20 protein-coding genes are annotated in these 22578 nt (G+C 66.8%); 11 read left to right on the plus strand and 9 right to left on the minus strand.

All coding sequences use genetic code 11. The features are described 5' to 3' along the window. Nucleotide 1: 1 nt before the first annotated feature. The 5 genes from rsmI (at nt 2) to WDM91_16190 (ending at nt 5314) form a co-directional block, all read left to right on the plus strand. Nucleotides 2-868, plus strand: coding sequence for a 16S rRNA (cytidine(1402)-2'-O)-methyltransferase (rsmI, locus tag WDM91_16170; GenBank protein ID MEI9996132.1), 867 nt, complete (start codon nt 2-4; stop codon nt 866-868). Then, a complete protein-coding gene (locus tag WDM91_16175; GenBank protein ID MEI9996133.1) occupies nt 861-1235 on the plus strand; it encodes a YraN family protein in 375 nt (124 codons plus the stop codon). Before rsmI ends, WDM91_16175 begins: the two co-directional genes overlap by 8 nt. Further along, a complete protein-coding gene (locus tag WDM91_16180; protein ID MEI9996134.1) occupies nt 1232-2032 on the plus strand; it encodes a transglutaminase-like domain-containing protein in 801 nt (266 codons plus the stop codon). Before WDM91_16175 ends, WDM91_16180 begins: the two co-directional genes overlap by 4 nt. An 8-nt stretch (nt 2033-2040) precedes the next feature. Beyond that, a complete protein-coding gene (gshB, locus tag WDM91_16185; GenBank protein MEI9996135.1) occupies nt 2041-2988 on the plus strand; it encodes a glutathione synthase in 948 nt (315 codons plus the stop codon). Nucleotides 2989-3373: 385 nt separating this feature from the next. After that, a complete protein-coding gene (locus WDM91_16190) occupies nt 3374-5314 on the plus strand; it encodes a hypothetical protein (protein MEI9996136.1) in 1941 nt (646 codons plus the stop codon). Nucleotides 5315-6005: 691 nt separating this feature from the next. Here the strand turns inward: WDM91_16190 and WDM91_16195 are convergent. The 3 genes from WDM91_16195 to WDM91_16205 form a co-directional block, all read right to left on the minus strand. Then, a complete protein-coding gene (locus WDM91_16195) occupies nt 6006-6845 on the minus strand; it encodes a GNAT family N-acyltransferase (protein MEI9996137.1) in 840 nt (279 codons plus the stop codon). A 107-nt stretch (nt 6846-6952) separates the two neighbouring features. After that, a complete protein-coding gene (locus WDM91_16200) occupies nt 6953-8659 on the minus strand; it encodes an MFS transporter (GenBank protein ID MEI9996138.1) in 1707 nt (568 codons plus the stop codon). Then, on the minus strand, nt 8656-10845 hold the full coding sequence (locus WDM91_16205; protein MEI9996139.1) for a response regulator: 2190 nt from the start codon (nt 10843-10845) through the stop codon (nt 8656-8658). The genes WDM91_16200 and WDM91_16205 overlap by 4 nt, the downstream gene beginning before the upstream one ends. A gap of 158 nt (nt 10846-11003) precedes the next feature. Between WDM91_16205 and WDM91_16210 the strand changes: the two genes are divergently transcribed. From WDM91_16210 to pstB, 4 genes are all read left to right on the plus strand, one after another. Next, nucleotides 11004-11378, plus strand: coding sequence for a hypothetical protein (locus tag WDM91_16210; GenBank protein MEI9996140.1), 375 nt, complete (start codon nt 11004-11006; stop codon nt 11376-11378). A 231-nt stretch (nt 11379-11609) separates the two neighbouring features. Continuing rightward, a complete protein-coding gene (pstC, locus tag WDM91_16215) occupies nt 11610-12602 on the plus strand; it encodes a phosphate ABC transporter permease subunit PstC (protein MEI9996141.1) in 993 nt (330 codons plus the stop codon). Further along, nucleotides 12599-13441 carry a phosphate ABC transporter permease PstA gene (gene pstA / locus WDM91_16220; protein MEI9996142.1) on the plus strand — a complete coding sequence of 281 codons (843 nt, stop codon included), beginning with the start codon at nt 12599-12601 and terminating at the stop codon, nt 13439-13441. The genes pstC and pstA overlap by 4 nt, the downstream gene beginning before the upstream one ends. A 2-nt stretch (nt 13442-13443) precedes the next feature. Then, entirely contained in the window at nt 13444-14220 is a 777-nt protein-coding gene (gene pstB, locus WDM91_16225) for a phosphate ABC transporter ATP-binding protein PstB (protein MEI9996143.1), read from the plus strand. A gap of 34 nt (nt 14221-14254) precedes the next feature. Here pstB and WDM91_16230 read toward each other — a convergent pair whose 3' ends face one another. Genes WDM91_16230 through moeB form a run of 3 tightly spaced genes read right to left on the minus strand, consistent with a single transcriptional unit; the run spans nt 14255 to nt 17067 of the window. Next, nucleotides 14255-14485, minus strand: coding sequence for a hypothetical protein (locus WDM91_16230; GenBank protein MEI9996144.1), 231 nt, complete (start codon nt 14483-14485; stop codon nt 14255-14257). A gap of 9 nt (nt 14486-14494) precedes the next feature. Continuing rightward, on the minus strand, nt 14495-16222 hold the full coding sequence (locus WDM91_16235; GenBank protein ID MEI9996145.1) for a hypothetical protein: 1728 nt from the start codon (nt 16220-16222) through the stop codon (nt 14495-14497). Between the two features lie 59 nt (nt 16223-16281). After that, nucleotides 16282-17067 carry a molybdopterin-synthase adenylyltransferase MoeB gene (gene moeB, locus WDM91_16240; GenBank protein MEI9996146.1) on the minus strand — a complete coding sequence of 262 codons (786 nt, stop codon included), beginning with the start codon at nt 17065-17067 and terminating at the stop codon, nt 16282-16284. 230 nt (nt 17068-17297) lie between these two features. On the opposite strand from moeB, the gene WDM91_16245 reads away from it, so the two are divergent. Then, nucleotides 17298-18908: a phosphoenolpyruvate carboxykinase gene (locus WDM91_16245; protein ID MEI9996147.1), complete on the plus strand. Its 1611-nt coding sequence runs from the start codon at nt 17298-17300 to the stop codon at nt 18906-18908. Between the two features lie 54 nt (nt 18909-18962). Here the strand turns inward: WDM91_16245 and WDM91_16250 are convergent, their stop codons facing one another. Continuing rightward, a complete protein-coding gene (locus WDM91_16250) occupies nt 18963-19583 on the minus strand; it encodes a methyltransferase domain-containing protein (GenBank protein MEI9996148.1) in 621 nt (206 codons plus the stop codon). Between the two features lie 40 nt (nt 19584-19623). After that, nucleotides 19624-20178 (minus strand): methyltransferase domain-containing protein, encoded by a 555-nt coding sequence (locus tag WDM91_16255; GenBank protein MEI9996149.1) that lies wholly within the window; start codon nt 20176-20178, stop codon nt 19624-19626. Nucleotides 20179-20282: 104 nt separating this feature from the next. Between WDM91_16255 and WDM91_16260 the strand changes: the two genes are divergently transcribed. Continuing rightward, on the plus strand, nt 20283-21398 hold the full coding sequence (locus WDM91_16260; protein MEI9996150.1) for an AAA family ATPase: 1116 nt from the start codon (nt 20283-20285) through the stop codon (nt 21396-21398). 7 nt (nt 21399-21405) lie between these two features. On the opposite strand, the gene dnaJ is transcribed toward WDM91_16260, so the two are convergent. Continuing rightward, a complete protein-coding gene (dnaJ, locus tag WDM91_16265) occupies nt 21406-22536 on the minus strand; it encodes a molecular chaperone DnaJ (GenBank protein ID MEI9996151.1) in 1131 nt (376 codons plus the stop codon). Between the last annotated feature and the right edge of the window lie 42 nt (nt 22537-22578).

A 22578-nucleotide genomic window follows, 5' to 3' on the forward strand; every position in this document is an offset into this window, starting at 1 on the left:
TTTGGGCCCGCTCCGTAAATCGGGCGGGGACGGGGAACTTGCGCCTGGCCTTTACGTCACCGCGACGCCCATCGGCAATGCCCGCGACATCACCTTGCGGGCGCTGGACGTACTGGCCGGCTGTGACGCCATTGCGGCGGAGGACACGCGGGTGACCGCCAAGCTCCTTTCCATCCACGGGATTTCCAAGCCGCTCACCGCCTATAACGACCACAATGGCGCCCGGGAGCGGCCGGCGCTGATCGCCCGGCTGCGGCATGGGGCGCGGATCGCACTGGTCAGCGATGCCGGGACGCCGCTGGTTTCCGATCCCGGCTACAAGCTGGTGCGCGAGGCGCTGGCCGAAGGCATTCCCGTCCATGCCATTCCCGGCGCCTCGGCGACGCTGACCGCGCTGGCCCTGGCCGGCCTGCCCAGCGACCGCTTCCTGTTCGCGGGGTTCCTGCCGTCCAAGGCCGGGGAGCGCGGCAGCATGCTGGCCGAGCTGAAGGGCATCCGCGCCACGCTGATCTTCTTCGAATCGGCGCAGCGCCTCGCCGATTCGCTGCCGCAGATGGCACAGGTCCTGGGCGATCGCGCCGTGGCGGTGACCCGCGAGCTGACCAAGCTGCACGAGGAGGTGCGCCGCGGCACGCTCGCCATCCTCGCCGAACAATATGCCGGCGAGGCGCCGCCCAAGGGCGAGGTCACCATCCTGGTCGGGCCGCCGCCCGAGGCGCAGACCGATTTCGCGCGGCTCGACGCGCTGCTCGACCATGCCCTGCCCTTCATGCCGGTGAAGGCGGCGTCGGAGATGATCGCGCTGGCCCTCGGCATCGCCCGCAAAGAGGTTTATGAACGCGCTCTAGCGAAGAAGAACGATGCCTGACCGGTTCACAGCCAAGCGGCAAAGCGCGGAGAAGCAGGGACGCAGCGGCGAGGCGCTGGCTGCGTTGCTGCTGCGCCTCAAGGGCTATCGCATCCTCGGCCGCCGCGTCCGCACCCGTGCCGGCGAGATCGACCTGGTGGCGCGCTCGCCGCGCGGCGTGCTCTGTTTCGTGGAGGTGAAGGCGCGGCCCGATGCGCGCGCGGCGGTGGATTCGGTGGCGCCGCGCCAGCGCGCCCGGATCGCGCGGGCCGCATCGCTGTTCGTCGCGGGCCGGCCCGCGCTCGCCCGCGCGGCGCTGCGCTTCGACATCGTCACGGTCTCGCCGCGCACCCTGCCCCGCCACATCCGCGATGCGTGGCGGCCTTGAGCGAGAGTCCCGCCGCCTATCTCGAAGGCATCGGCCGCGCCGGCGACGGCCCGCACGACATCGCGCGCGCCGCGCTGATGCTGGCGGCGCTCGATCATCCGGGCCAGCCGCTCGAGCCCAGCCTCGCGCATCTGCATGAGATCGCAGAGACCATGGCGGCGCAGCGCCCGATGATCCTGCGCATCGCCGATGGCGCGCAGGCGCTCTCGGCCACGCTGGCGGGCCGTTTCGGCTATGACGGCGACCGCGGCACCTATAACGATCCGGCGAATGCCGACCTGATGGCGGTGATCGCCCGCCGCCGCGGCCTGCCCGTGGCGCTCGGCATCCTCTACATGCATGCGGCGCGCGCCGCGGGCTTGCGGGCCAGCGGCCTCAACACGGCCGGCCATTTCCTGGTGCGCATCGTGCACCGCCATGACGACCTGACCATCGATCCGTTCCATGGCGGCATGGTGCTGGAGCCCGGCCACATCCCGGCCGCACTCGACGATGCACAGCTCGCACAGCCGGTCGGCGATACCGACGTCCTGCTCCGGCTGCAGAACAATCTGAAGCTGCGCGCGCTGGAGGACGGCGAGGAGGAGCGGGCCCTCGAACTGACCGGCCGCATGGTGCTGTTCGCGCCGCATCGCGCCGAATTGTGGTTCGATCTCGGCCGGCTGAACGAGGCGGTGGGCGTGCTCGGCGCCTCGCGCAAGGCCTATGAGACCTGCCTGGCGCTCAGCCCGCCGGGCCAGGCGCTGCACAACGAAGCCGCGCTGTCGCTGGCACAGCTCAAGCGCCGCCTGAACTAGGAGACCGCATGCTCACCGTCGCGATCCAGATGGACCCGATCGAGAAGATCGATATCGGCGGCGATTCGACCTTTGCGCTGGCGCTGGAGGCGCAGGCGCGTGGCCATGCGCTGCTCTATTACGGCCCGCGCGACCTGTCGTTCCGCGAAGGCAAGGTCACCGCGCGCGTTCGGTCCTTGAGCGTGCGCGCCGTGAAAGGCGATCACTTCACCCTGGGCGAGAAGCAGGTCTACGACCTCTCGCAGGCCGATGTCGTGCTGATGCGGCAGGATCCGCCCTTCGACATGGCCTACATCACCGCGACGCATGTCCTGGAGAACATCCATCCCAAGACCCTGGTGGTGAACGATCCCGGCCATGTCCGCAACGCGCCGGAGAAGATCTTCGTCACCCAGTTCGAAGGCCTGATGCCGCCGACGCTGATCACCTCCGACCGCGCGGAGATCGACAGCTTCCGTGCCCATCACAAGGACATCATCGTCAAGCCGCTCTACGGCAATGGCGGCGCCGGCGTCTTCCGCGTCAAGCCGGACGACGAGAATCTCGGCAGCCTGCTGGAGATGTTCACCGCCTTCTACCGCGAGCCGATCATCGTGCAGCGCTACCTGCCCGAGGTGCGCCAGGGCGACAAGCGCATCATCCTGGTCGACGGCGAGCCGGTGGGCGCGATCAATCGCGTGCCTGCGGCGGGCGAGGCGCGCTCCAACATGCATGTCGGCGGCCGGCCCGAGGCGACCGCGCTGACGGCGCGCGAGAAGCACATCTGCGCCACGATCGGCCCGGAGCTGAAGCGGCGCGGCCTGATCTTCACCGGCATCGACGTGATCGGCGACTACCTGACCGAGATCAACGTCACGAGCCCCACCGGCATCCACGAAGTGAAGCGCTTCGGCGGCGCCGACATCGCGGGGCTGGTGTGGGATGCGATCGAGAGACGGAAGGCTTTGGAAAAATAATTTCCGGCTAACAAAATATCGTCCGCCGCGATGCACGCGAAGCCTTATCCACGCTCCACTATGGATTTCGCCAGGCGATCTGCGTGTGTTGCCGCCATGTTCGCGGGGATAAGCGTGCGGCGAAAAAATTTCGCGCGGCCCTTGAACCGAGTCGGTCCGGCTCCCATTTGAACTACATCCCCGCAGGTATGCCCGCATTCGATTGAGTGGTTGTATTGAAAAATACGGCTCGGTAAGGTTGCGCCGCCCGAGGGGGGAGATTCGGGCATAGCTCCGGCCGTCAGAGACGGGACTTCTGCCGACAGGCAGAAGCCGCCGCTGTATTGCCACCAGCCTTCATCCGCAAAGCACTCTCCCTCGGCGCAGTTTGCGGCAGGAAGACGTGATGCCACGGAAGAAAAGCACTTCACACATCTCCACGGAGAATGCGGGCGTTCAGTTCGTGGCGTCGCCGGTCACTGTCGGCGATCTCATCGTTCGCTGCTTTCCGGAGGGCACGCAAATCGAGGTGCTGACGGACGAGTCCGGACTTCGCATCGAAAAAGTGGTGGGACCCGCGGGACCGTCTTGGAAGGAAGCGCCGCGGTTTCCCCCCGATCTGTTTGCGATCTGCGGCCTGCTGCTCAATCTCAGCGGCGCGGTGCACCACACCGGTTCGCCGAACAAGTTGGCGGGCGCCCACCCGGCGCATCGCTCGATCGTCCTGTCGGAAGAGACGCGCAGCGTCCTGCCCAAGGTTGCGGCGGACTGGCGCAACATGAAGGTCGGAGGGCGCGACGAGTTTCCTCCGTTCATTGCCGAGAAATGGAGAGAGCTTCTTTCGGCGTGGCCGCAGCCCGTTTTCAAGGTCTTCAAGCCCGGCGAGAAGACGCCGGACTGGTGGACCATCACCCTGGAGCTATTCGTCATCGCCGACGAGGCGGCGCTCAGCTTGGGTTTTCAGGGATCGGAAAACTCGCGCAGCAAGCTGTGGGCTTTCTATCAAGCGTATCTCGCGTCGAATGAAAAGGAGTCCGTCGAGGAAGAGCGTGCCGAGGAAGAAGCCGAAAACGACGATCAGCACGTGACCGAGTCGGACACCGATCCCGCGACGGGCCGCTATACGCTCTCGACCATCTCACCTGACATCGCCTGTGTCCTTCCCAAATCGCGGACGGCACAAGTCGGGTGCACGCTGAGATCGTTGTCGCATCATCTGGCGCTCGTTCCGCCTCGCGGCCTTGCGCGCGCCTATTGGATCGCGCCGCCCGCCGAGATCTTCAAGCTGCGGGACGATACCGAGCCCCTGAACCTGCTGCTGGTGCCGTGGCCCTACGATCTTCCCGCGTCCAGTTTCAAGCCCGAGACGTCCTTCAACGACGATCCGAACCATCGCTGGGGCTGGTTCGGCGTGCGGCAGAACTGGGGCCCGGACCTTCCCGAGAATCCACGCAAGCTTGCCAAGCATATCGAGCTGCTCGCCGAGGTGGGGGCGAAGAAGGCGGGTCCGATACACGGCATCGTGTTGCCCGAGATGGCGATCACCTACGACACGTTCAAGGCGATCCGGAAGCTGATCGAAGAGGCGACCGATCCCAACGACGCATTCTACGACATCGAGCTCCTCGTCGCCGGCGTGCGAACGAACTCGCTGGGAAAGGCGGGCAACTATGCCGCGGCATGCATCTTCTCGCGGCCGACGCGGAAGAAGGATTCGCTCGACCTGACGCGTCTCTCGATCCTTCATCTCCAGCCCAAGCATCATCGCTGGCGGATCGACGCGCGGCAGGTCGCCACCTACGGCATCGGCTCAAGCCTCACCGCCGGCGTCACCTGGTGGGAAAATGTCCCGCTGCTCAGCCGCCGGATCAGCACCTTCGTTTTCCGCCGCGGCTCGACCTTCATTCCGTTGATCTGCGAGGACCTCGCTCGCCTCGAGCCCGTCCACGATCTGGTGCGTTCGATCGGGCCGACCATCGTCTTTGCGCTTCTGATGGACGGTCCCCAGGTGCCGGCGCGCTGGCCGGGACGCTATGCGATGGGCCTGGCCGACGATCCGGGATGCTCCGTATTGACCTTGTCGTCGCTCGGCATCGTCAACCGTGCCGTCGATAGGCCTCCGCCGGGCGTCGAACCGCGGCGCAGCATCGGCCTGTGGCGCGACGAGACCGGCGACACGCGCGAGATCGTGGTCGCGCCCGGGACCTGCGCCGTGGTGCTGTCGCTTTCCGGTCAACGCGTGAACGAGTTCACGGTCGACGGTCGCAGCGATGGCTTCACGGCAAGGCGGTGGGTGTATTCGGACCACATCGCCATCGATCATGCTTGCGAATTCCAGCCGAAATGATGGGCCGGCGAGCGGCGCAAAAGCGTGACGTGCCGGTCATCTTTCCGCGGCCGCAACCCACCCGGGACGAAGCGCGTTTGGCAAGGGCGCACGGCAACGTGACGGCCTGCGGGTTGCAGAATCGCGTTTTGCGCCTATCTCTGTTAAGTGGTTGCCCTGGAATGGAAAACGTCATTTACGCGCAATTAGACTTCTTGGCGCATAGTCCCTTCCTCCCGCTCCCGGGAGGTGCTAAGCGTTGCCGCCAACGGGCCGGATTGACCGGTTCTGCGGTTCACTTTAGCCTCACCTGCCATGACGGTTCCGTAGCGACATCGGCCATCGGCTGCGGTCGCTCCTCGGAGGGGGAAACACCGCAGGCGGGCTCGGCGGTGTGCGAGCGAGGAATGCAATGCTTCGGATGAATCGCGATTTTTCAATCGCACTATCTGACTATCGCGACCGTCTCATGGAAGAGATCATCAACGACGTCGCTGCGCCGTCTCAGCAGCATACCGCTCCCAAGCGCCCGGCGCGAAGGAACACCGGCAACACGACCCAAGACACGACGCGACCGCCGGCGCCTGCCGCGCGCCAGGATCGCCGATAATCGGTGCATTGCTGTCGCGCAAGAGCGCGGCATTCCTTCCGCGAAAATTCAGATCGCCACCGCCATGAGGCGAGCGTTCGGCATCTTCTTCAAGCCAGACTTCTACTCCGCCAGCCCGAACCGGCTGCGATAGCGCGGGTCTATCCCCGAGAGCGGGAAATAGATGAAGACGTCGATGGTCGAGAACTGCTTGTCGATCACCGCGCCGTCGCCGATGCAGGCGCCGGCGCGCAGATAGCCCTTCAGCAGCGCCGGGGCCGCGCGCAGCCCTTCCTTGGGATCGATCTGGTCCTTCGGGATACGATCCATCGGCACATAGAGCTCGGGCCGCGCCCGTACCTCGAAGCCCGCCGGGATTGGATAGAAGTGATGCATGTAGGACAGCGGCAGCGCGATGGCGTCCGGATCGGTGCCGGGGATCGAGGCGCAGCCGAACATCACGTCGATGGAGAAGCGCGCGACATAGGCGAGCAGGCCCTTCCACAAGAGCTGCATCGTCGTAGTGCGGTTGCGATAGGCCTTGAGCACGCAGGAGCGGCCGAGCTCCAGGAAGCGCGAGCCGGGCGGATGGCCTTTCAGCATGCGCGAGATGTCGAACTCGCCCGCAGTGTAGAAGCCGCCGGCGCGCACCGCATCGACGTCGCGGGTCAGGCGGTAGGTGCCGACGACCAGCGGCTGGCCGTCCTCGCCCACCGCGCTGCGGTCGACGACCAGGAGGTGGTCGCAGACCTCGTCATACTTGTCGAAGTCGCGCCGCTCCTCGCGCATCTGCGGCGACGGCACCGCGGCCATCTCTTCATAGAAGACGTGATAGCGCAGCTTCTGCGCCTGTTCGACCTCGCCCTCGGTCTCGGCCAGGCGCACTTCCAGCGCGCCCGCGGTCGCAAGGACGGGCCATTGCGCAAGTCTGCGCTCGAAAGAGCCAGGCTCGTGAATGTTCACCAAGCGAAAAATCCTATCGGGAAGGCGCCGACTGTTCTGCAGCCAGCTGGCCCGCTCCTCCAGCCATTTTACCGCAAGCGCCCCCGCACAGGCAAACCGTCTGCGCCTCAGGCGGCCGGTTCCGCCGGCCTGGCCGGCTGGTAACGCAGCACCAGGACGGACAGGATCATGGAAACCACGCCCACCAGTCCCGAATATAAAAAGAATACGACATAGCCCGAGCCCAGCGCCGCCGGCGCGACATGCGACTTGACCATGGCGCCCGCGAAGGCCGCGGGCGGGGTGTGCGCGAACAGCCCCTGCAGGAAGGCGAGCGGACCGCCATGTTCCGAGGCCGCCGCGGCGCTCTCGACGATCCGCCCCGACAGCGAGGCGATCAGCTTGCCGGGCAGGGAATAGAGCGAGGAGAACAGCGCATATTGCGTCGCGGTGAAGCCGACGCTGGTCAGGCTCGACATATAGGCGACGAGACAGGTCCCGGCATAGCCCGAGACCACATTGTCGATGCCGATGGCGATGAACAGCGCCGTCATGTCCGGCCCCTGCGTCGCCAGCCAGGCGAAGATCGTGTTGGTGATCGGCAGCGCGAAGGCGCCCACCACCAGGGCGCGCATGATCCCGAACCGCGCGATGGACCAGCCGCCCGCGAACACCCCCAGCATCGACATCGCCACCCCGAACACCTTGCGGGCCTCGGCGATCTGCGTCTTGGAGAAGCCGAGATCGAGATAGAACGGCGTCATGATGTTGAGGACGAAATCGGACAGCCGATAGAGGCAGATCAGCGCCAGGATCAGCCACGCGACCTTGCCGAAGCGCGCGAAGAAATCGGCCAGCGGATCGCCGAGCGCATGGCTGATATAGGTGCCGGGCCGCGTCCTCACATGCGGCAGCGGATAGGCTGCCAGGCCGATCACCGCGAAGCCGCAGAGCACGCCGACAAGTTGCAGCCAGATGCCGTTCGGCTTGGCCGTCCAGGCCGCCTGCAGTGCAGCACCGGCATCGCCGAAGCCGGCAAGCCCGAGCAGCTTCTGCAGGATGCCCGCATCGGCGATCAGGCCCGAGCCCAGGAACAACGCGCCCGCGGCGATCAGCGCGAAGCGCGCTGCCCATTCGAGGCCTTCGAGCAGCGGCGAACCCTTGCCGCCATCGGTCGGCAGCGGTTTGATGACATGCGCCTGCTCGCGCGGCGCGGCGAGCACCGCCAGCATGCCGATCAGCATCAGCCCCGCCATCAGGCCATAGGAGAGATTCCAGCCCAGCCGGTCGGCGAGGATCAGCGGCACGGCACCGGCCACGATGATCGCGATGCGATAGCCCCATTGATAGGCCGCCGCCATCGCGCCCTGGCGCGAAACGTCGGCCGCCTCGATGCGCCAGGCGTCGATCACGATATCCTGGGTGGCCGAGGAGAAGCCGGTGAACACGGCGAACACCGCGACCAGCGCGAGGTTGCCTTTCGGGTCGGAGGTCGACACCGCCAGCAGCCCCAGCGTGATCGCGACCTGCGCCACCAGCATCCAGGAGCGGCGATGGCCGAGCCAGCCGGTCAGGCCGGGCACGGCCAGCCGGTCGATCAGCGGCGCCCAGAGGAACTTGAAGGAATAGGAGATCGTCGCCAGGCTGAAGAAGGAGATGACTTCGAGCGACAGCCCCGAATCGCGCAGCCAGGCCGACAGCGTGTCGAACACCAGCAGGTTGGGCAGCCCCGCCGCGAAGCCCAGCGCCAGCATGACCACGGTGCGGCGTTCCGCGAAAACCGCAAGGGCCGAGAAAAGACCGCGCGCGCGAGGCGGCGCGTCATCACCGCTCATGCAGCGGCATTTTTGAGAGGCACGGCCGGGAAGAAGATCGCGAACATGTCGTCCAGCTGGGCGGGGTCGATGGGCTTGGTCAGGAAACCATCCATCCCGGCGTCTTTGCAAGCCCGCTTGCCGGTCTCCAGCGCGTCGGCCGTCAGCGCGACGATCGGCGTGCGCCGTGCCCCGGTCGCGGTTTCATGGGCGCGGATCGCCCGCGTCGCCTCGATGCCGTCCATCCCCGGCATATGGATGTCGGTGAGCAGGATGTCGAAACTGTCGCTTTGGATCGCCTTGACCGCGGCTTCGCCGGAGGTGACCTCCACGACGCTGTGCCCGCGCCGGCGCAGCAATTCGCGCGTCAGCAGCAGGTTGATCGGGTTGTCCTCCGCAAGCAGGATCTTGATCTGCCGCCCGCCGGCGAGTTCGGCCGGAGCGGCGCGGGCATGGCCCTGCATATGCAGCGCCGGCGCCTCGCGGCGGTCCTGCAGATCGCGCAGCCGCGCCACCAGCGTCGCCTGCCGCACCGGCTTGACGAGATAGCCGGCGAAGCCCTGGTCGCGCATCGCGTCGAGCTGCGCGCGCGCGGCGGGCGTCAGCAGCACCAGCGCCCGGACGCCGCGGCCCGGCGCGCCGGGCGGATTCGGCTCGGAATCGGTTCCCGCGTCGACCAGCATGACGTCGGCCGGCTGTCCGGAATCGTTTTCCGCGACGACGCTCGCGCCGGCGGCGCGCAGCTGTGCGGCAAGCCCTTCGCGCAGGATCGCGTTGCGCGTGACGATCGCGACGTTGAGGGTCGCCAGCGGCATCGCCGCGGCGTCCGGGGCGGGTTTCACGACGACGGCGGGCAACGCGAACCAGAACCGGCTGCCGCCGCCGGCCGCGTCCTCGATGCCGATCTCGCCGCCCATCGCCTCGACCAGCTTCTTGGAAATCGCAAGGCCGAGTCCCGAGCCGCCGAATTTGCGCGCATGGCTGGAATCGGCCTGGACGAATTCGCGGAATATCTCGTCGCGCTTTTCCTTCGGCACCCCGACGCCGGTGTCGCGCACGTCGAAGCGCACGAAGCGCCGCTCATGGGCCTCCACGACCCGCGCGGTGAGCTCGACGCCGCCGCGCTCGGTGAATTTGACCGCATTGCCGACGAGGTTGGTCAGGACCTGGCGCAGCCGGACGCCGTCGCTGCGGATGATCTGCGGCACTGCCGCGTCGACATGGGCGATGAGCTCGATCGCCTTGTCGTGCGCGCGGGGACCGGACAGCTCGACCACGCCTTCGATCAGCGGACGCAATTCGACCTCGTCCTCCTCGGGCGCGAAGGTGCCCGACTCGATCTTGGAGAAGTCCAGGATGTCGCCGATCAGCGTCAGCAGCGCCTCGCCCGATTGCGTGATGGCGTCGACATAGGTGCGCTGCTCGGGCCGCAGCTCGGTCTCGCGCAGCAGCCGCGCCATGCCCAGCACGCCGTTCATCGGGGTGCGGATCTCGTGGCTCATCGTGGCGAGGAAGCCGGACTTGGCGCGGCTCGCCGCTTGCGCCTTGTCGCGTTCCACCATGATCGCGTCTTCCAGCGCCTTGCGCTCGGTGATGTCGCGCCCGACGCTCTGCACTTCGACCAGGCGGCCATAGGAATCGCGCACCGCATAGTCTTCCCAGGCGATCCAGCGCCAGCCATAGGCGGTGCGCAGATTCTGGTCGTAGCGGTCGCTGCTGCGCGCGGCACCGGGCCGCGCGAAGCTGCCGAAGGCGGGGGCACGGCTGTCGGGATGCAGTTCCGGTGCGAAGGGCTGCCCGATGGCGCGCTGCGGATGCAGTCCGAACAGCTTGAAGAAGGCCTCGTTGCCATAGGTGAGCCGGCTGTCCGGGGCGCGGCGCAGGATCGCGTCGCCTTGCGCGTCCACGAGCCCCTTGTAGCGCGCCTCGCTCTGGTTCAGGCGCGCATTGAACGCCGCCGCCGCGGCCAGCGACTGCTCCAGCCGCGCGCCCGCCGATTTCAGCTGGACGGCCTGGCGGTCGAGCACTTCGGTGCGCCGCCGCGCATCGACGAATTCGTGCAGCAGGAAGCCCAGCACGAGCGCAAACAGCACGGCGAACAGGCTCGGCGCCATCAGGGTGAAACGGCCGTGCAGCATGACGTCGCCGAACGCGACGATGAGCAGCGCGAAGGCGATCAATCCCAATATCGTGCGAAGTGCGCGCAAGCCCTGTCGATCCGGTGAAGCCCTGTCCCGAGCCTAGGCTTGGACTGCCTTCGAAAACCTTTAAAGCCGCCGGTTCCGGCAGGGTTCAGAAAGGGTTAATATCGCCGGGCCGGGCTATAGAGCGCCGGCGTCCAGGGGTATTTTCCAAGGAGGATTTCATGCGTTTCTCGATGCTGGCGGCTGCCGGCCTGTTCGCGCTCGCCATGACGGCCGCTTATGCCGACGATCCGATGGCGGCCACCTACGGCAACACCATTACGACCAAGAACAGCAAGACCGGCGCAGTCGGCACGCTGCTTTTCAACGCCGACGGCACTTATAGCGCCAACGGCACCGGCCCGGACGGCAAGCCCGCGACCTATCCCGGCAAATGGACCACCAAGGACAACGGCGCCACGCTTTGCCTGCAGCCGGGTCTTCCCAACGCGCCCGAAAGCTGCTCGCCGCTCGCGGTGCATGCCCTGGGCGAGCATTGGAGCGTCACCAATTCGTCCGGCGACAGCTTCGATGTCGTGATGTCGGCGGGTCGCTGAACCGTATAGACCAATTTGCCGCGCGGGTGCCGCCATCGGCGGCCCCGCGCTTTTTTCCATGATTTCCAATGGCTTGCCCAAGGTTGACGGTTTGAAGCCGTTCGCCGTCACAAAACCTTTGCAAAACTGTGATGGTCCTTGCGCGCAACCCCGGTGGGATGGGTTTCCAGTGATCTCTCTGCGGTGGCCGTTTGGCCGCCAAACCCTCTCGTCCAGGAACGGCGCCCACGCATGGCCGATATTTCCGTTGCCGAACAGATGAACAGCATCCCGCAGAGGGCCGATGCCGTCCGCAAAGGCGGCGCCCGCGATGTCCGCTTCTATTATCTGACGCTTGCCGCGGCGCTTCTCGTCCTGGCGATTTTCGGCGGCGTGATGACCGCGCTGATCGTCGGCTCGCTCCCGGCGATCAAGGCCTATGGCCTGCCCTTCGTCTGGACCGAGACGTGGAATCCGGTGACGGAGAAATTCGGCGCTCTCGCCCCGATCTACGGCACGCTGGTGACGTCGATTCTGGCGATGGTCGTCGCGGTGCCTGTCGGTATCGGCATTGCGATCTTCCTGACCGAGATCTGCCCGCGCTCCCTGCGCCGCGTGATCGGCATCGCCATCGAGCTGCTCGCCGGCGTTCCCTCCATCATCTACGGCATCTGGGGCCTGTTCGTCTTTGCGCCCTGGTTTCAGGAACATGTGCAGACCCCGATCGTCGACGCGGTCGCCAACATCCCCTACCTGCAGGACTATCTGGGCGGCCCGCCTTACGGCATCGGCCTGTTCACCTCGGCGCTGATCCTGTCGATCATGGTGCTGCCCTTCATCTCCGCCGTCACCCGCGACGTGTTCGAGACCGTGCCGTCGATGCTGAAGGAGGCCGCCTACGGCCTGGGCTGCACCACCTGGGAAGTGATGTGGCGCGTCGTGCTGCCCTTCGCGCGCGCCGGCGTCGTCGGCGGCGCGATGCTGGCGCTGGGCCGCGCGCTGGGCGAGACCATGGCGGTCACCTTCGTGATCGGCAATGCGCATCACATCCACAAATCGCTGTTTGCCCCGGCGACCACGATCTCCGCGACCATCGCCAACGAGTTCACCGAGGCGGTCGGCGACCTCTATCTCTCCTCGCTGATCGAGCTCGGCCTCATCCTGTTCTTCATCACCTTCGTGGTGCTCGCCGCCGCCCAGCTCATGCTGCGCGCGCTGGAACGCCGCGCCGGGAGCGCGTCATGATCAATCGCTCGCTCTATCGCCGCCGCAAGCTCTGGAACGGCTTCTTCCTCATCATGTCGACGCTCGCCGCCGGCTTCGGCCTGGTGTGGCTCGGCTTCATCCTCGGCGCGCTGTTCTACAACGGCTTCTCCAGCCTCTCGCCCAGCGTCTTCACCGAGATGACGCCGGCGCCGGGCGACAAGGGCGGCCTCGCCAACGCCATCCTCGGCAGCGTGCTGATGAGTTCGATCGCCGTCGCGGCCGGTACGCCGCTCGGTCTGCTCGCGGGCACCTATCTGGCCGAATATGGCCGCTATGGCCGGCTCGCCTTCTTCGTGCGCTTCGTCAACGACATCCTGCTCAGTGCGCCCTCCATCGTCACCGGCCTTTTCATCTATGAGATCATCGTCCTGAAGATGGGCCATTTCTCGGCTTGGGCCGGCGCCGCCTCGCTGGCGGTGATCGTGATCCCCGTGGTGGTGCGCACCACCGAGAACATGCTGCTGCTCGTCCCCAACGGCCTGCGCGAAGCGGCCGCGGCGCTCGGCGCGCCGCGCAGCAGCGTCATCCGGGCGGTGACCTGGCGCGCGGCGCGTGCCGGCATCGTCACCGGCGTCCTGCTCGCCGTCGCGCGCATCTCGGGCGAGACCGCGCCGCTGCTGTTCACGGCGCTCAGCAACCAGTTCTGGTCGACCGATCTCAACGGGCCGATGGCCAGCCTGCCGGCGATCATCTTCAACTACGCCATGGGCCCCTATGAGGACCTGCACCGCCTGGCCTGGGCCGGCGCGCTCCTCATCACCGCGACCGTGCTGACGCTCAGCATCATCGCGCGTCTCCTTCAACCGAAACGGAGTTAGTCATGGACGCGAGCATCGCGCCGAAGGAAGTCAAGGTCGATATCAAGGACCTCAGCTTTTACTACGGCGGCACCAAGGCGCTGAAGAGCGTCACGCTGCCGCTCTATGACCGCCAGGTGACCGCCTTCATCGGCCCGTCGGGCTGCGGCAAGTCCACCCTGCTGCGCATCCTCAACCGGATCTACGAGCTCTATCCCAACCAGCGCGCCGAAGGCGAAGTCGTGCTCGACGGCGAGAACATCCTGTCGACCCGCATCGACACCAATCTCCTGCGCAGCCGCGTCGGCATGGTGTTCCAGAAGCCGACACCCTTCCCGATGACGATCTACGACAACGTCGCGTTCGGCATCAAACTCTATGAGCGCATGCCGCGCTCCGAGCTCGACGGCCGCATCGAGGACGCGCTGCAGCGCGCCGCGCTGTGGGGCGAGGTCAAGGACAAGCTCAAGGAATCCGGCCTGTCGCTCTCGGGCGGCCAGCAGCAGCGCCTGTGCATCGCGCGCACCGTGGCGACGCGTCCCGAAGTGATCCTGCTCGACGAGCCCTGCTCGGCGCTCGATCCCATCTCGACCGCCAAGATCGAAGAGCTGATCGACGAGCTCTCGGCCGACTACACGATCGTGATCGTGACCCACAACATGCAGCAGGCCAGCCGCGCCAGCGACTACACGGCGTTCATGTATCTGGGCGAACTGGTCGAATTCGGTCCGACCGAAAAGGTCTTCACCGCGCCCGACAAGAAGCATACCGAGCAATACATCACCGGCCGCTTCGGCTAGGGATTTGTCCGGCAATTCGAGCTGAATCGCGACGCTAGACCGCGCGCAGATCCGCCGTCAGCGTCTTCTCGCCGGCGCAGACCGCGGCGAGGGCGGCGCCGGTGATCCGGTTGCCGTTGCCGTCGTCGATGGTGACGAAATCCTTGCCGTCCGCGATCAGCTGGCGGGCAAAGGCGATGGCGCCGGCAAGGTCGAAGGGCTTCGTCCCGTCGCCCAGGTCGAGCGCCGGGGCGTCGCCGTCTTCATGCGTCACGATGTAGTTCATGGCCGTGCCTCATGCCGCGATGTTGCGCAAACCCGTCTCGGTCGTGATCCCCGCCTTGCCCAGTGTCCGCATCAGGTCGGCCATCATCGCATCGGCGTCGCGCGCGGCGCCGTCCGCCGCCGATTGCGCGATGTAGCCGGTGAGGAAGCCGGGCCGCCCGAGATGGTCCAGCACGCGTTCGCGCGCCCGCCGCGACAGCCGGCCCTCGGTCAGCATGCCGCCGGTCATCAGGCGCAGGAAGGTCGTCGCCTTTTCGACCGGGCTGCCCGGCTTGGCTTCGATGGTCTCGAAGATCTTCGCCCGCATCTCGATGTCGCTCGCGAGCTTGTCGAGCAGCTCGGCCATCTCCTGCCGGCGGTTCTCGGGGAAGCCGGAGCGGCGCACCCGTGCCTGGAGCTGCGCGATGCGCTGCAGCCGCGCCATCGCCGGCGTCTTGGCGCCGGAGAAATGCGCCTCGAAGCTGCTGGCGGTCAGCAGCGGCATCACGAAGGTCGCAAGCTGCCGCTTGTTCTCCGCCCCGATGATGTTCTCCTCGACGAAGAGAAGGCGCTCGAGCTTTTCGTCCGGCGCCGCCGCGCCCGCCATGTATTCGCCCAGCGTCTCATGGGTGACCAGCCGCTTGGAGCGCAGCGTGAAGGCCGCGATCAGGTCTTCGTGGCTCAGATAGCGGCCGATCCCCAGCACCACGCGGTTGGCGATCTGGCGCAGCGTCTTGAACTCCTCGTCCAGCGCGGCCGGGCAGAGCCGCTTGGCGCTCTTGAATTCGGCAAGGATGCGGTTGGCGATGGCGGTACGCGCTTCGGGAAGGTCGTCGGCCGCGAAACGCTGGGTCAGGGCCAGAAGCCCGGCGCGCGCGCCCGCCGCTTCCTGGCCGAGGAACAGCTGCACCAGGCTGGCCAGCGCCTGCCCGAGAGTCTCGCTGGCGCCGATCAATTCGTGCAGCGCCGCCGAGCCGGTCAGCACCTCGGCCAGCAGCGAATCGATGGCGCTGAGCAGCAGCGCGCGGCCCGGCCCTTCCGCCGGCGCGTCCTGCATCAGCGCCAGCAGGCGGAACACCTTCTCGTCCCAGCCCTTGGCATCGCGCAGATGCCGCGCGAGCGCGCCGTTCAGCACGTAAAGCCCGTCGGGCTGCGCCGCCAGCTTGCCGGCCAGCGCCTTGAAGCCGCCCGCCGGCACATCGGGAAAGAGCTTGTTGCGCTCGTCGCGATAGACCCGTGCGAACGCCTTGGCGATGAGCTCGTTCAGGCTCTTCATGATGGGCGCGACCGGCGCGGCGGTCGAGGCGGCCTGCGCCACGGCGATCTTCTGGATCGCATGCTGCAGCAGCGTGCCGGTGGCCTCGAGCTTCTCCAGCATGTCGGCGCGGTGGCTGAGCTCGGTGATCGTGATCCGGTTGCGCGCGAGATATTCGGGGATCAGCCGCGTCATCGTCGTGCGCGCGTGATAGGAATACAGGTCGTCCGGCTTGAAGCAGGGCAGGGCGTGCGGCACGTCCTCCTGCGCCGGCGCGGTCTTCACCTGGTTATGGCCGGCCTCGAAGATCTTGAGCGTGAGGTAGTCGCCGGTGTCCTCGTTGTAGGTCTCCTTGACGACCTTGACGCCGGTGGCCTTCTCTTCGGCCATCAGGGTCTGCGCGAATTCCAGCGCGCTCTCGCGCTCGGTGCGCACGTCGAGCATCGTCCAGCCGCCGCGGGCGCCCTGGCGTGAAAAGATCTCGTAATGGATCGACTGGGCCATGCCGCTCCGCATCCGGACGTCAGAAGGCGGACTTTGGGGTTTTTCCTGTTAAATCGCGGTTAAGCCTGCGCGAGCGCGCGAATGGCCGGCGCCTGGCCGCAAAGGGGGCAGGCGGGGTCGGGCTTGAAGGTCACGGTGCGGAAGCGCGTGGTCAAAGCCTCGTAAACCAGCAGGCGGCCCGCCATGCTTTCGCCCGCGCCGGTGATCTCCTTGATCACCTCCAAGGCCTGCAGCGTCCCCATGACGCCTGCCGCGGCACCCAGCACGCCGCTCTCCGAGCAGGACGGAACGGTGCCCGGCGGCGGCGCTTCGGGGAACAGGCAGCGATAGCAGGGGCAACCCGCCTCATGCGCCTTATAGGTCGAGAGCTGGCCCGAGAATTCGGTCACCGCGGCGGAGACCAGCGTCTTCTTCGCGAAATAGCAGGCGTCGTTGACCAGAAAGCGCGTCGCGAAATTGTCCGAGCCGTCGGCCACGATGTCGTAACCCCCGATCAGCGCCGGCGCATTGTCGGCCGCGAGACGCACATCGTGGCGCACGACCGCCACATGTGGATTGATCGCCAGGGCCGCGTCGCGTGCCGATTCCGTCTTGGCGCGCCCGATGTCTTGGTTGCGATGCGCGATCTGGCGCTGCAGGTTCGACAGGCTCACCGTGTCGAAATCCACCACTCCGATGGTCCCGACCCCGGCCGCCGCGAGATAGAGGATCACCGGGCTGCCCAGCCCCCCGGCCCCGACCACCAGGACGCGGGCCTGTTTGAGCTTCGCCTGGCCGGTCCCGCCGATCTCGCGCAGCACCAGATGGCGGGCGTAACGGTCGATCTCGTCGTCCGAAAGTGTCATGGATCGCGTCATAGCCCATCCCGACTGTCGCAAATACCCAGGGACGCGGCGGAGTGACGCCCGGAATTGTCACCGGTGTCATTTCTAAGTCACTGAAATCAGTAATATTTCTTGAGGGCCCCGATGGGACCATTGGCGTTGCTGGCGGGGATGGCAGCCTCTATTTTCCCTTGCATAAGAGAGCCGCGTCCGACGCAGGCCACTCACGGGTCTTTTTCTGAGGTTCACACATGTCGAAGAATGGGCCGAGCGCTCACGGCCTTGAGCATCAAGGCTTTCGCAATCTCACGGCGGTCAACTGGAATCTCACCCCCGCCCAGCTCTACGAAATCGCCATCGCGCGCGGCGAAGGCCATCTGGCGAAGGACGGCCCGCTGGTCGTCCTGACCGGCGAGCACACCGGCCGCTCGGCGTCCGACAAGTTCGTCGTCCGCGACGACAACACCGAGAGCCAGATCTGGTGGGACAACAACAAGCCGATGTCCCCGGCGCATTTCGATGCGCTCCATGCCGACATGATGGCCTTCGCCGAAGGCCGCGAGCTGTTCGCCAAAGACCTGTTCGGCGGCGCCGATCTCAGCCACCGCCTGCCCGTCCGCATCGTCACCGAATATGCCTGGCACTCGCTGTTCGTACATCAGCTGCTGATCCGCCCGACCGCGGAGCAGCTGGAGGATTTCACGCCCGAGTTCACCATCATCGACCTGCCGAGTTTCGAGGCGACGCCGGCCAAGCATGGCTGCGCCAGCAAGACGGTCATCGCGGTCAACTTCACCAAGAAGCTGATCCTGATCGGCGGCACGTCCTATGCGGGCGAGATGAAGAAGTCCGTCTTCACCATCATGAACTACCTGCTGCCGGCCAAGCGCGTGATGTCGATGCATTGCTCGGCCAATGTCGGCAAGGACGGCAAGAGCGCGATCTTCTTCGGCCTTTCGGGCACCGGCAAGACGACCTTGTCGGCCGACGCAACCCGCACGCTGGTGGGCGACGACGAGCATGGCTGGTCCGAGCATGGCGTCTTCAACATCGAAGGCGGCTGCTACGCCAAGGTGATCAAGCTCAGCCGCGAGGCCGAGCCGGAAATCTACTCGACGACCGAACGCTTCGGCACCGTGCTCGAGAACGTCGTGATGGATCCCGACACGCGCGTCCTCGATCTCGACAGCGCGCACTATGCGGAGAACACCCGCGCCGCCTATCCGATCGACTTCATCCCGAACGCGTCCGAGACAGGCCGCGCCGGCCATCCGAAGAACGTCATCATGCTGACGGCCGACGCCTTCGGCGTGCTGCCGCCGATCGCCAAGCTCACCCCGAGCCAGGCGATGTACCACTTCCTCTCGGGCTTCACGGCGAAGGTCGCGGGTACCGAGAAGGGCCTGGGCAAGGAGCCGCAGCCGACCTTCTCGACCTGCTTCGGCGCGCCCTTCATGCCGCGCCATCCGAGCGAATACGGCAACCTGCTGCGCGACCTGATCGGCCTGCACCAGGCCGATTGCTGGCTGGTCAACACCGGCTGGACCGGCGGCGCGTTCGGAACGGGCTCGCGCATGCCGATCAAGGCCACGCGCGCGCTGCTCGCCGCCGCGCTCGACGGCAGCCTCGCCAATGCCGAGATGCGGGTCGATCCGCATTTCCGCTTCCGGGTGCCGGTCGCGGTGCCGGGGGTGGACAGCAAGATCCTCAACCCGCGCGACACCTGGGCCGACAAGGCCGGCTATGACGCGCAGGCGCGCAAGCTGGTCACCATGTTCCGCGAGAACTTCAAGAAATTCGAGGCGCATGTCGGAAGCGACGTCCTCGACGCCGCCCCGCTGCTTGCGGAAGCGGCGGAGTAGGCGTTCCCGCATCGAATTCGAAAGGGCCGCGATATCGTCGCGGCCCTTTTTCTTTCATGCGGTCCGCCGCCGATAGACCCACACATAACCCGGCGGGACGTTGCGCCAGACGAAAGCGGCGCGCGTCACCGTCATCTGCGGCGACGGCGGCAGGGCGGGCGCGGCGCGATAGGAGACCTGGATGAACGGCGCGCCCGGCGGCATGCGGGCAAGCGCATCGTCGATCACCGCCCGGCGGGCCGCGACGGGAAAGCTGATCAGGGGCAGGCCGGACATCACCGCGGCATACTCCCGCCGGGGCGGGCCCAGCGTGGCTGTGAGATCGAAGGCGTCGCCGCGCACGACGCGCAATCCGGGAAAGCGCGCCGTCAGCATCTGCGCGAAACGCGGATCGAATTCCACGGCCGTGATGCGGCCGGGCGCGATGCCGCGCGCGACGATGGCCTGCGTCACCGCGCCGGTGCCGGGACCGAGCTCGAGAACGGGCGCCCCCGCCGACGGATCGATCTGCGCCGCCAGTGCCGCGGCAAGTGCCGGGCTCGACGGCAGAATGGCCGACACGCCCTTGGGGCTGGCGAGCAGGCCGCGCAGAAAGGCGAGCTTCTCCCGCAAGCCGCCCGAAGGCGGCGAACGCGGAAGGGGATCGCGAAGAAGGGTTTCCGGAGAGGACGGCATGCCTCTGGCAATGCCTGCCGCGGCGAAGCGTTCCGTGCCGCTAGCGGCGGCGATAGACCCAGACCCGCGCCGGCGGCAGATTCATCGCGACCAGGGCCGCGCGCCTGACCGTGACGCCCAGTGGCGCCGCGATGGGCGGCTGCAGGCGATAGGAGAACTGCACGAAGGGCGCGCCGGGTTCGAGTCGGTCGAGCACATCGGCCAGAAGCGCCAGGCGCATCGCTGCCGGGAAGTTGACCAGCGGCATGCTGGAAAGCACCGCGGCGAATGTGGTGTCCGCCTGGCGGCCCAGTGTCGCATGCATCGCGAAGGCGTCGCCGTTGACGACATGCACACGCGGAAACCGCGCCCGCACCATCGCCGCGAAGTCGCGGTCGTATTCGATGGCCGTGATGCGCTCCGGCGCGATGCCGCGCGCGATCATCGCCGCGGTCACGACGCCGGTGCCCGGCCCAAGTTCGAGGACCGGGCCGCTCGCGCCGTCCGGAATCTGCGCCGCCATCGCACGCGACAGCGCGCGCCCCGACGGCGCCACCGCGCCGGTACTGCGGGGGTTGGCGATCAGCCGGCCGATGAAACGGAACGCATCAAGCATGGATTTCCGGCAGTGGGACCGGCGGCACTATAAGACGGCCGCGCGACCCACGTATACGCTGTCACCGGACCGTGGCACGCTTGCCGCGACGAGGGAGGCGTGCAATGCGGCTCAATGCCGTTTCCATCGAGGGCTATCGCTCCGTCCGCCGTCTTTATCTGACGATCGGCGAGTTGTCGGTCTTCATCGGCGGCAATGGCGTCGGCAAGACCAATCTTTACCACGCGCTGGGCCTTCTGCAGGCTGCGGCCCAAGGCGGGATCACCCGCGCCATCGCGCAGGAGGGCGGCGTCGACTCCGTCCTCTGGGCGGGACGGCGCACAAAGGGCAAGCCCGTCCGGCTCATCCTGCGCGCGCATTTCGATTCGATCGCGTACGGGATCGAGATCGGCCTGCCGGGCTTCACCGAAGCCGCGTTCGCGCTTGAGCCGCGCATCAAGGAAGAGCGTCTCGTCCTGCGCCAGGGCCGGCGCGACGTCGTGATGATGGAGCGCAAGAATGCCGTCGTCATGCTGCGCAACGCCGACGGCGCGCGCGAAACCCTGCCGGATGCCGTCCTGCCGTCGGAAAGCGCCCTCGCCGCGTTCCGCGATGCGGCGCGCTATCCCGAACTGGAGATCGTCCGCCGCGAACTGCTCGATTGGCGGCTCTACCATGACTTCCGCACCGATGCCGCCGCGCCGGTGCGCCAGCCTTGCTACGCGATCACCACGCCGACCCTCTCGGCCGACGGCAGCGATCTTGCGGCCGTTCTCGCCACGCTCTCCGTCGTCCGCGAAGATGTGGTGGAGCTGCGCCGGGCGATAGACGACGCCTTTCCGGGCGCGACGCTCACTGCCCGCGACCGCGGAAGCTGGTGCGATCTCGGCATGGCGTTCGCCGACATGCCGCAGCGGACGTTCCGGGCGCGCGAGCTCTCCGACGGGACGCTGAAATATCTTTGCCTGTTGGGTGCGCTGATGGGTTACCGCCTGCCCACGCTGATCGCGCTCAACGAGCCGGAAGCAAGCCTGCACCCCGCCCTGCTCACCCCGCTGGCCCGGATGATCGCGCGCGCGGCGGAGCGGACGCGGGTCTGGATCGTCACCCATTCGCAGGTGCTTGCGGACGCGCTGGAGGCCGAAGCGGGCGCAAAGCCCCGCCGTGTCGTCAAGCTCGACGGGGAAACCAGGATCGAAGGCTTGAAACTGTCGGGCGAATTCGCCGAGGACGAGGACTAGGTCCGTTTCAGTTCTTCGTCTCGCCGGCGAAGAAGCTCTTCGCCTTGGCGAGCCAGCTTTCGCTTTCGGGGTGGGTCCCGGCGTCGCTCAGCTTCTCGAATTCCTTGAGCAGCTCTTTCTGCTTCTTCGTCAGCTTTGCCGGGGTCTCGACCGCGACCTCGACGTAAAGATCGCCGTGCATCCCGCCGCCGCGCAGCACCGGCATGCCCTTGCCGCGCAGGCGGAACTGGCGGCCGGTCTGTGCGCCTTCCGGCAGGGTCACCTTGGCGCGCCCGCCGTCCAGCGTCGGCACGTCGATCGCGCCGCCCAGCGCCGCGGTCACGAAGGACACCGGGGCGCGGCAATAGAGGTCGTGACCCTCGCGCTGGAACATCTCATGCGCCCTGACCGAGACGAAGATGTAGAGGTCGCCGGCCGGGCCGCCGTTCATCCCCGCCTGGCCCTCGCCTGAGAGGCGGATGCGCGTGCCTTCCTCGACGCCGGGCGGAATGTCGACCGACAGCGTGCGCTCCTTCTGCACATGGCCGCTGCCCTTGCAGGCCTTGCAGGGATTCTTGATCACCCGCCCATTGCCGCGGCAGGTCGGGCAGGTGCGCTCGATGGTGAAGAAGCCCTGCTGCGCCCGCACCTTGCCGATGCCCGAACAGGTCGGGCATTGCTCGGCTTTGCTGCCCGCTTCCGCACCGGTGCCGCCGCAGCCTTCGCAGGCCACCGCGCTCGGCACCTTGATCTCGGCATTGCGGCCGGTGAAAGCCTCGGCCAGCGAGATCTCAAGATTGTAGCGCAGGTCGCCGCCGCGATTCTGCCGCCGCCCGCGCCGTCCGCCCATGAACTCGCCGAACAGGTCGTCGAACACATCGGTGAAGGAGGAGGCGAAGTCGAAGCCGCTCGGGCCGCGCCCGCCCATGCCGTTCTCGAACGCCGCATGACCGAAGCGGTCATAAGCCGCGCGCTTCTGATCATCCTTCAGGATGTCATAAGCCTCGTTGATTTCCTTGAACTTGACCTCGGCGGTGGAGTCGCCGGGATTGCGGTCGGGGTGAAGCTCCATCGCCAGCTTGCGATAGCTGGCCTTGAGCTCCGTGACGGCGGCGCCCTTCTGGCAGCCCAGGACTTCGTAGTAGCAACGCTTGCTCATGCCCGACCCAGCACACTCGCCCCGTTAAAACAGAAGCCCGGC

Origin of the sequence: Rhizomicrobium sp., assembly GCA_037200385.1 — a bacterium.
Classification (GTDB): Bacteria; Pseudomonadota; Alphaproteobacteria; order Micropepsales; family Micropepsaceae; genus Rhizomicrobium.

Bases quoted from the DNA above. Each gene is read 5' to 3' on its own strand.
- WDM91_16175 (MEI9996133.1), top strand. From the start codon at position 861: ATGCCTGACCGGTTCACAGCCAAGCGGCAAAGCGCGGAGAAGCAGGGA.
- gshB (MEI9996135.1), top strand. From the start codon at position 2,041: ATGCTCACCGTCGCGATCCAGATGGACCCGATCGAGAAGATCGATATC.
- WDM91_16190 (MEI9996136.1), top strand. From the start codon at position 3,374: ATGCCACGGAAGAAAAGCACTTCACACATCTCCACGGAGAATGCGGGC.
- WDM91_16200 (MEI9996138.1), bottom strand. From the start codon at position 8,659: ATGAGCGGTGATGACGCGCCGCCTCGCGCGCGCGGTCTTTTCTCGGCC.
- WDM91_16210 (MEI9996140.1), top strand. From the start codon at position 11,004: ATGCGTTTCTCGATGCTGGCGGCTGCCGGCCTGTTCGCGCTCGCCATG.
- pstC (MEI9996141.1), top strand. From the start codon at position 11,610: ATGGCCGATATTTCCGTTGCCGAACAGATGAACAGCATCCCGCAGAGG.
- pstA (MEI9996142.1), top strand. From the start codon at position 12,599: ATGATCAATCGCTCGCTCTATCGCCGCCGCAAGCTCTGGAACGGCTTC.
- pstB (MEI9996143.1), top strand. From the start codon at position 13,444: ATGGACGCGAGCATCGCGCCGAAGGAAGTCAAGGTCGATATCAAGGAC.
- WDM91_16230 (MEI9996144.1), bottom strand. From the start codon at position 14,485: ATGAACTACATCGTGACGCATGAAGACGGCGACGCCCCGGCGCTCGAC.
- WDM91_16235 (MEI9996145.1), bottom strand. From the start codon at position 16,222: ATGGCCCAGTCGATCCATTACGAGATCTTTTCACGCCAGGGCGCCCGC.
- moeB (MEI9996146.1), bottom strand. From the start codon at position 17,067: ATGACACTTTCGGACGACGAGATCGACCGTTACGCCCGCCATCTGGTG.
- WDM91_16245 (MEI9996147.1), top strand. From the start codon at position 17,298: ATGTCGAAGAATGGGCCGAGCGCTCACGGCCTTGAGCATCAAGGCTTT.
- WDM91_16250 (MEI9996148.1), bottom strand. From the start codon at position 19,583: ATGCCGTCCTCTCCGGAAACCCTTCTTCGCGATCCCCTTCCGCGTTCG.
- WDM91_16255 (MEI9996149.1), bottom strand. From the start codon at position 20,178: ATGCTTGATGCGTTCCGTTTCATCGGCCGGCTGATCGCCAACCCCCGC.
- WDM91_16260 (MEI9996150.1), top strand. From the start codon at position 20,283: ATGCGGCTCAATGCCGTTTCCATCGAGGGCTATCGCTCCGTCCGCCGT.
- dnaJ (MEI9996151.1), bottom strand. From the start codon at position 22,536: ATGAGCAAGCGTTGCTACTACGAAGTCCTGGGCTGCCAGAAGGGCGCC.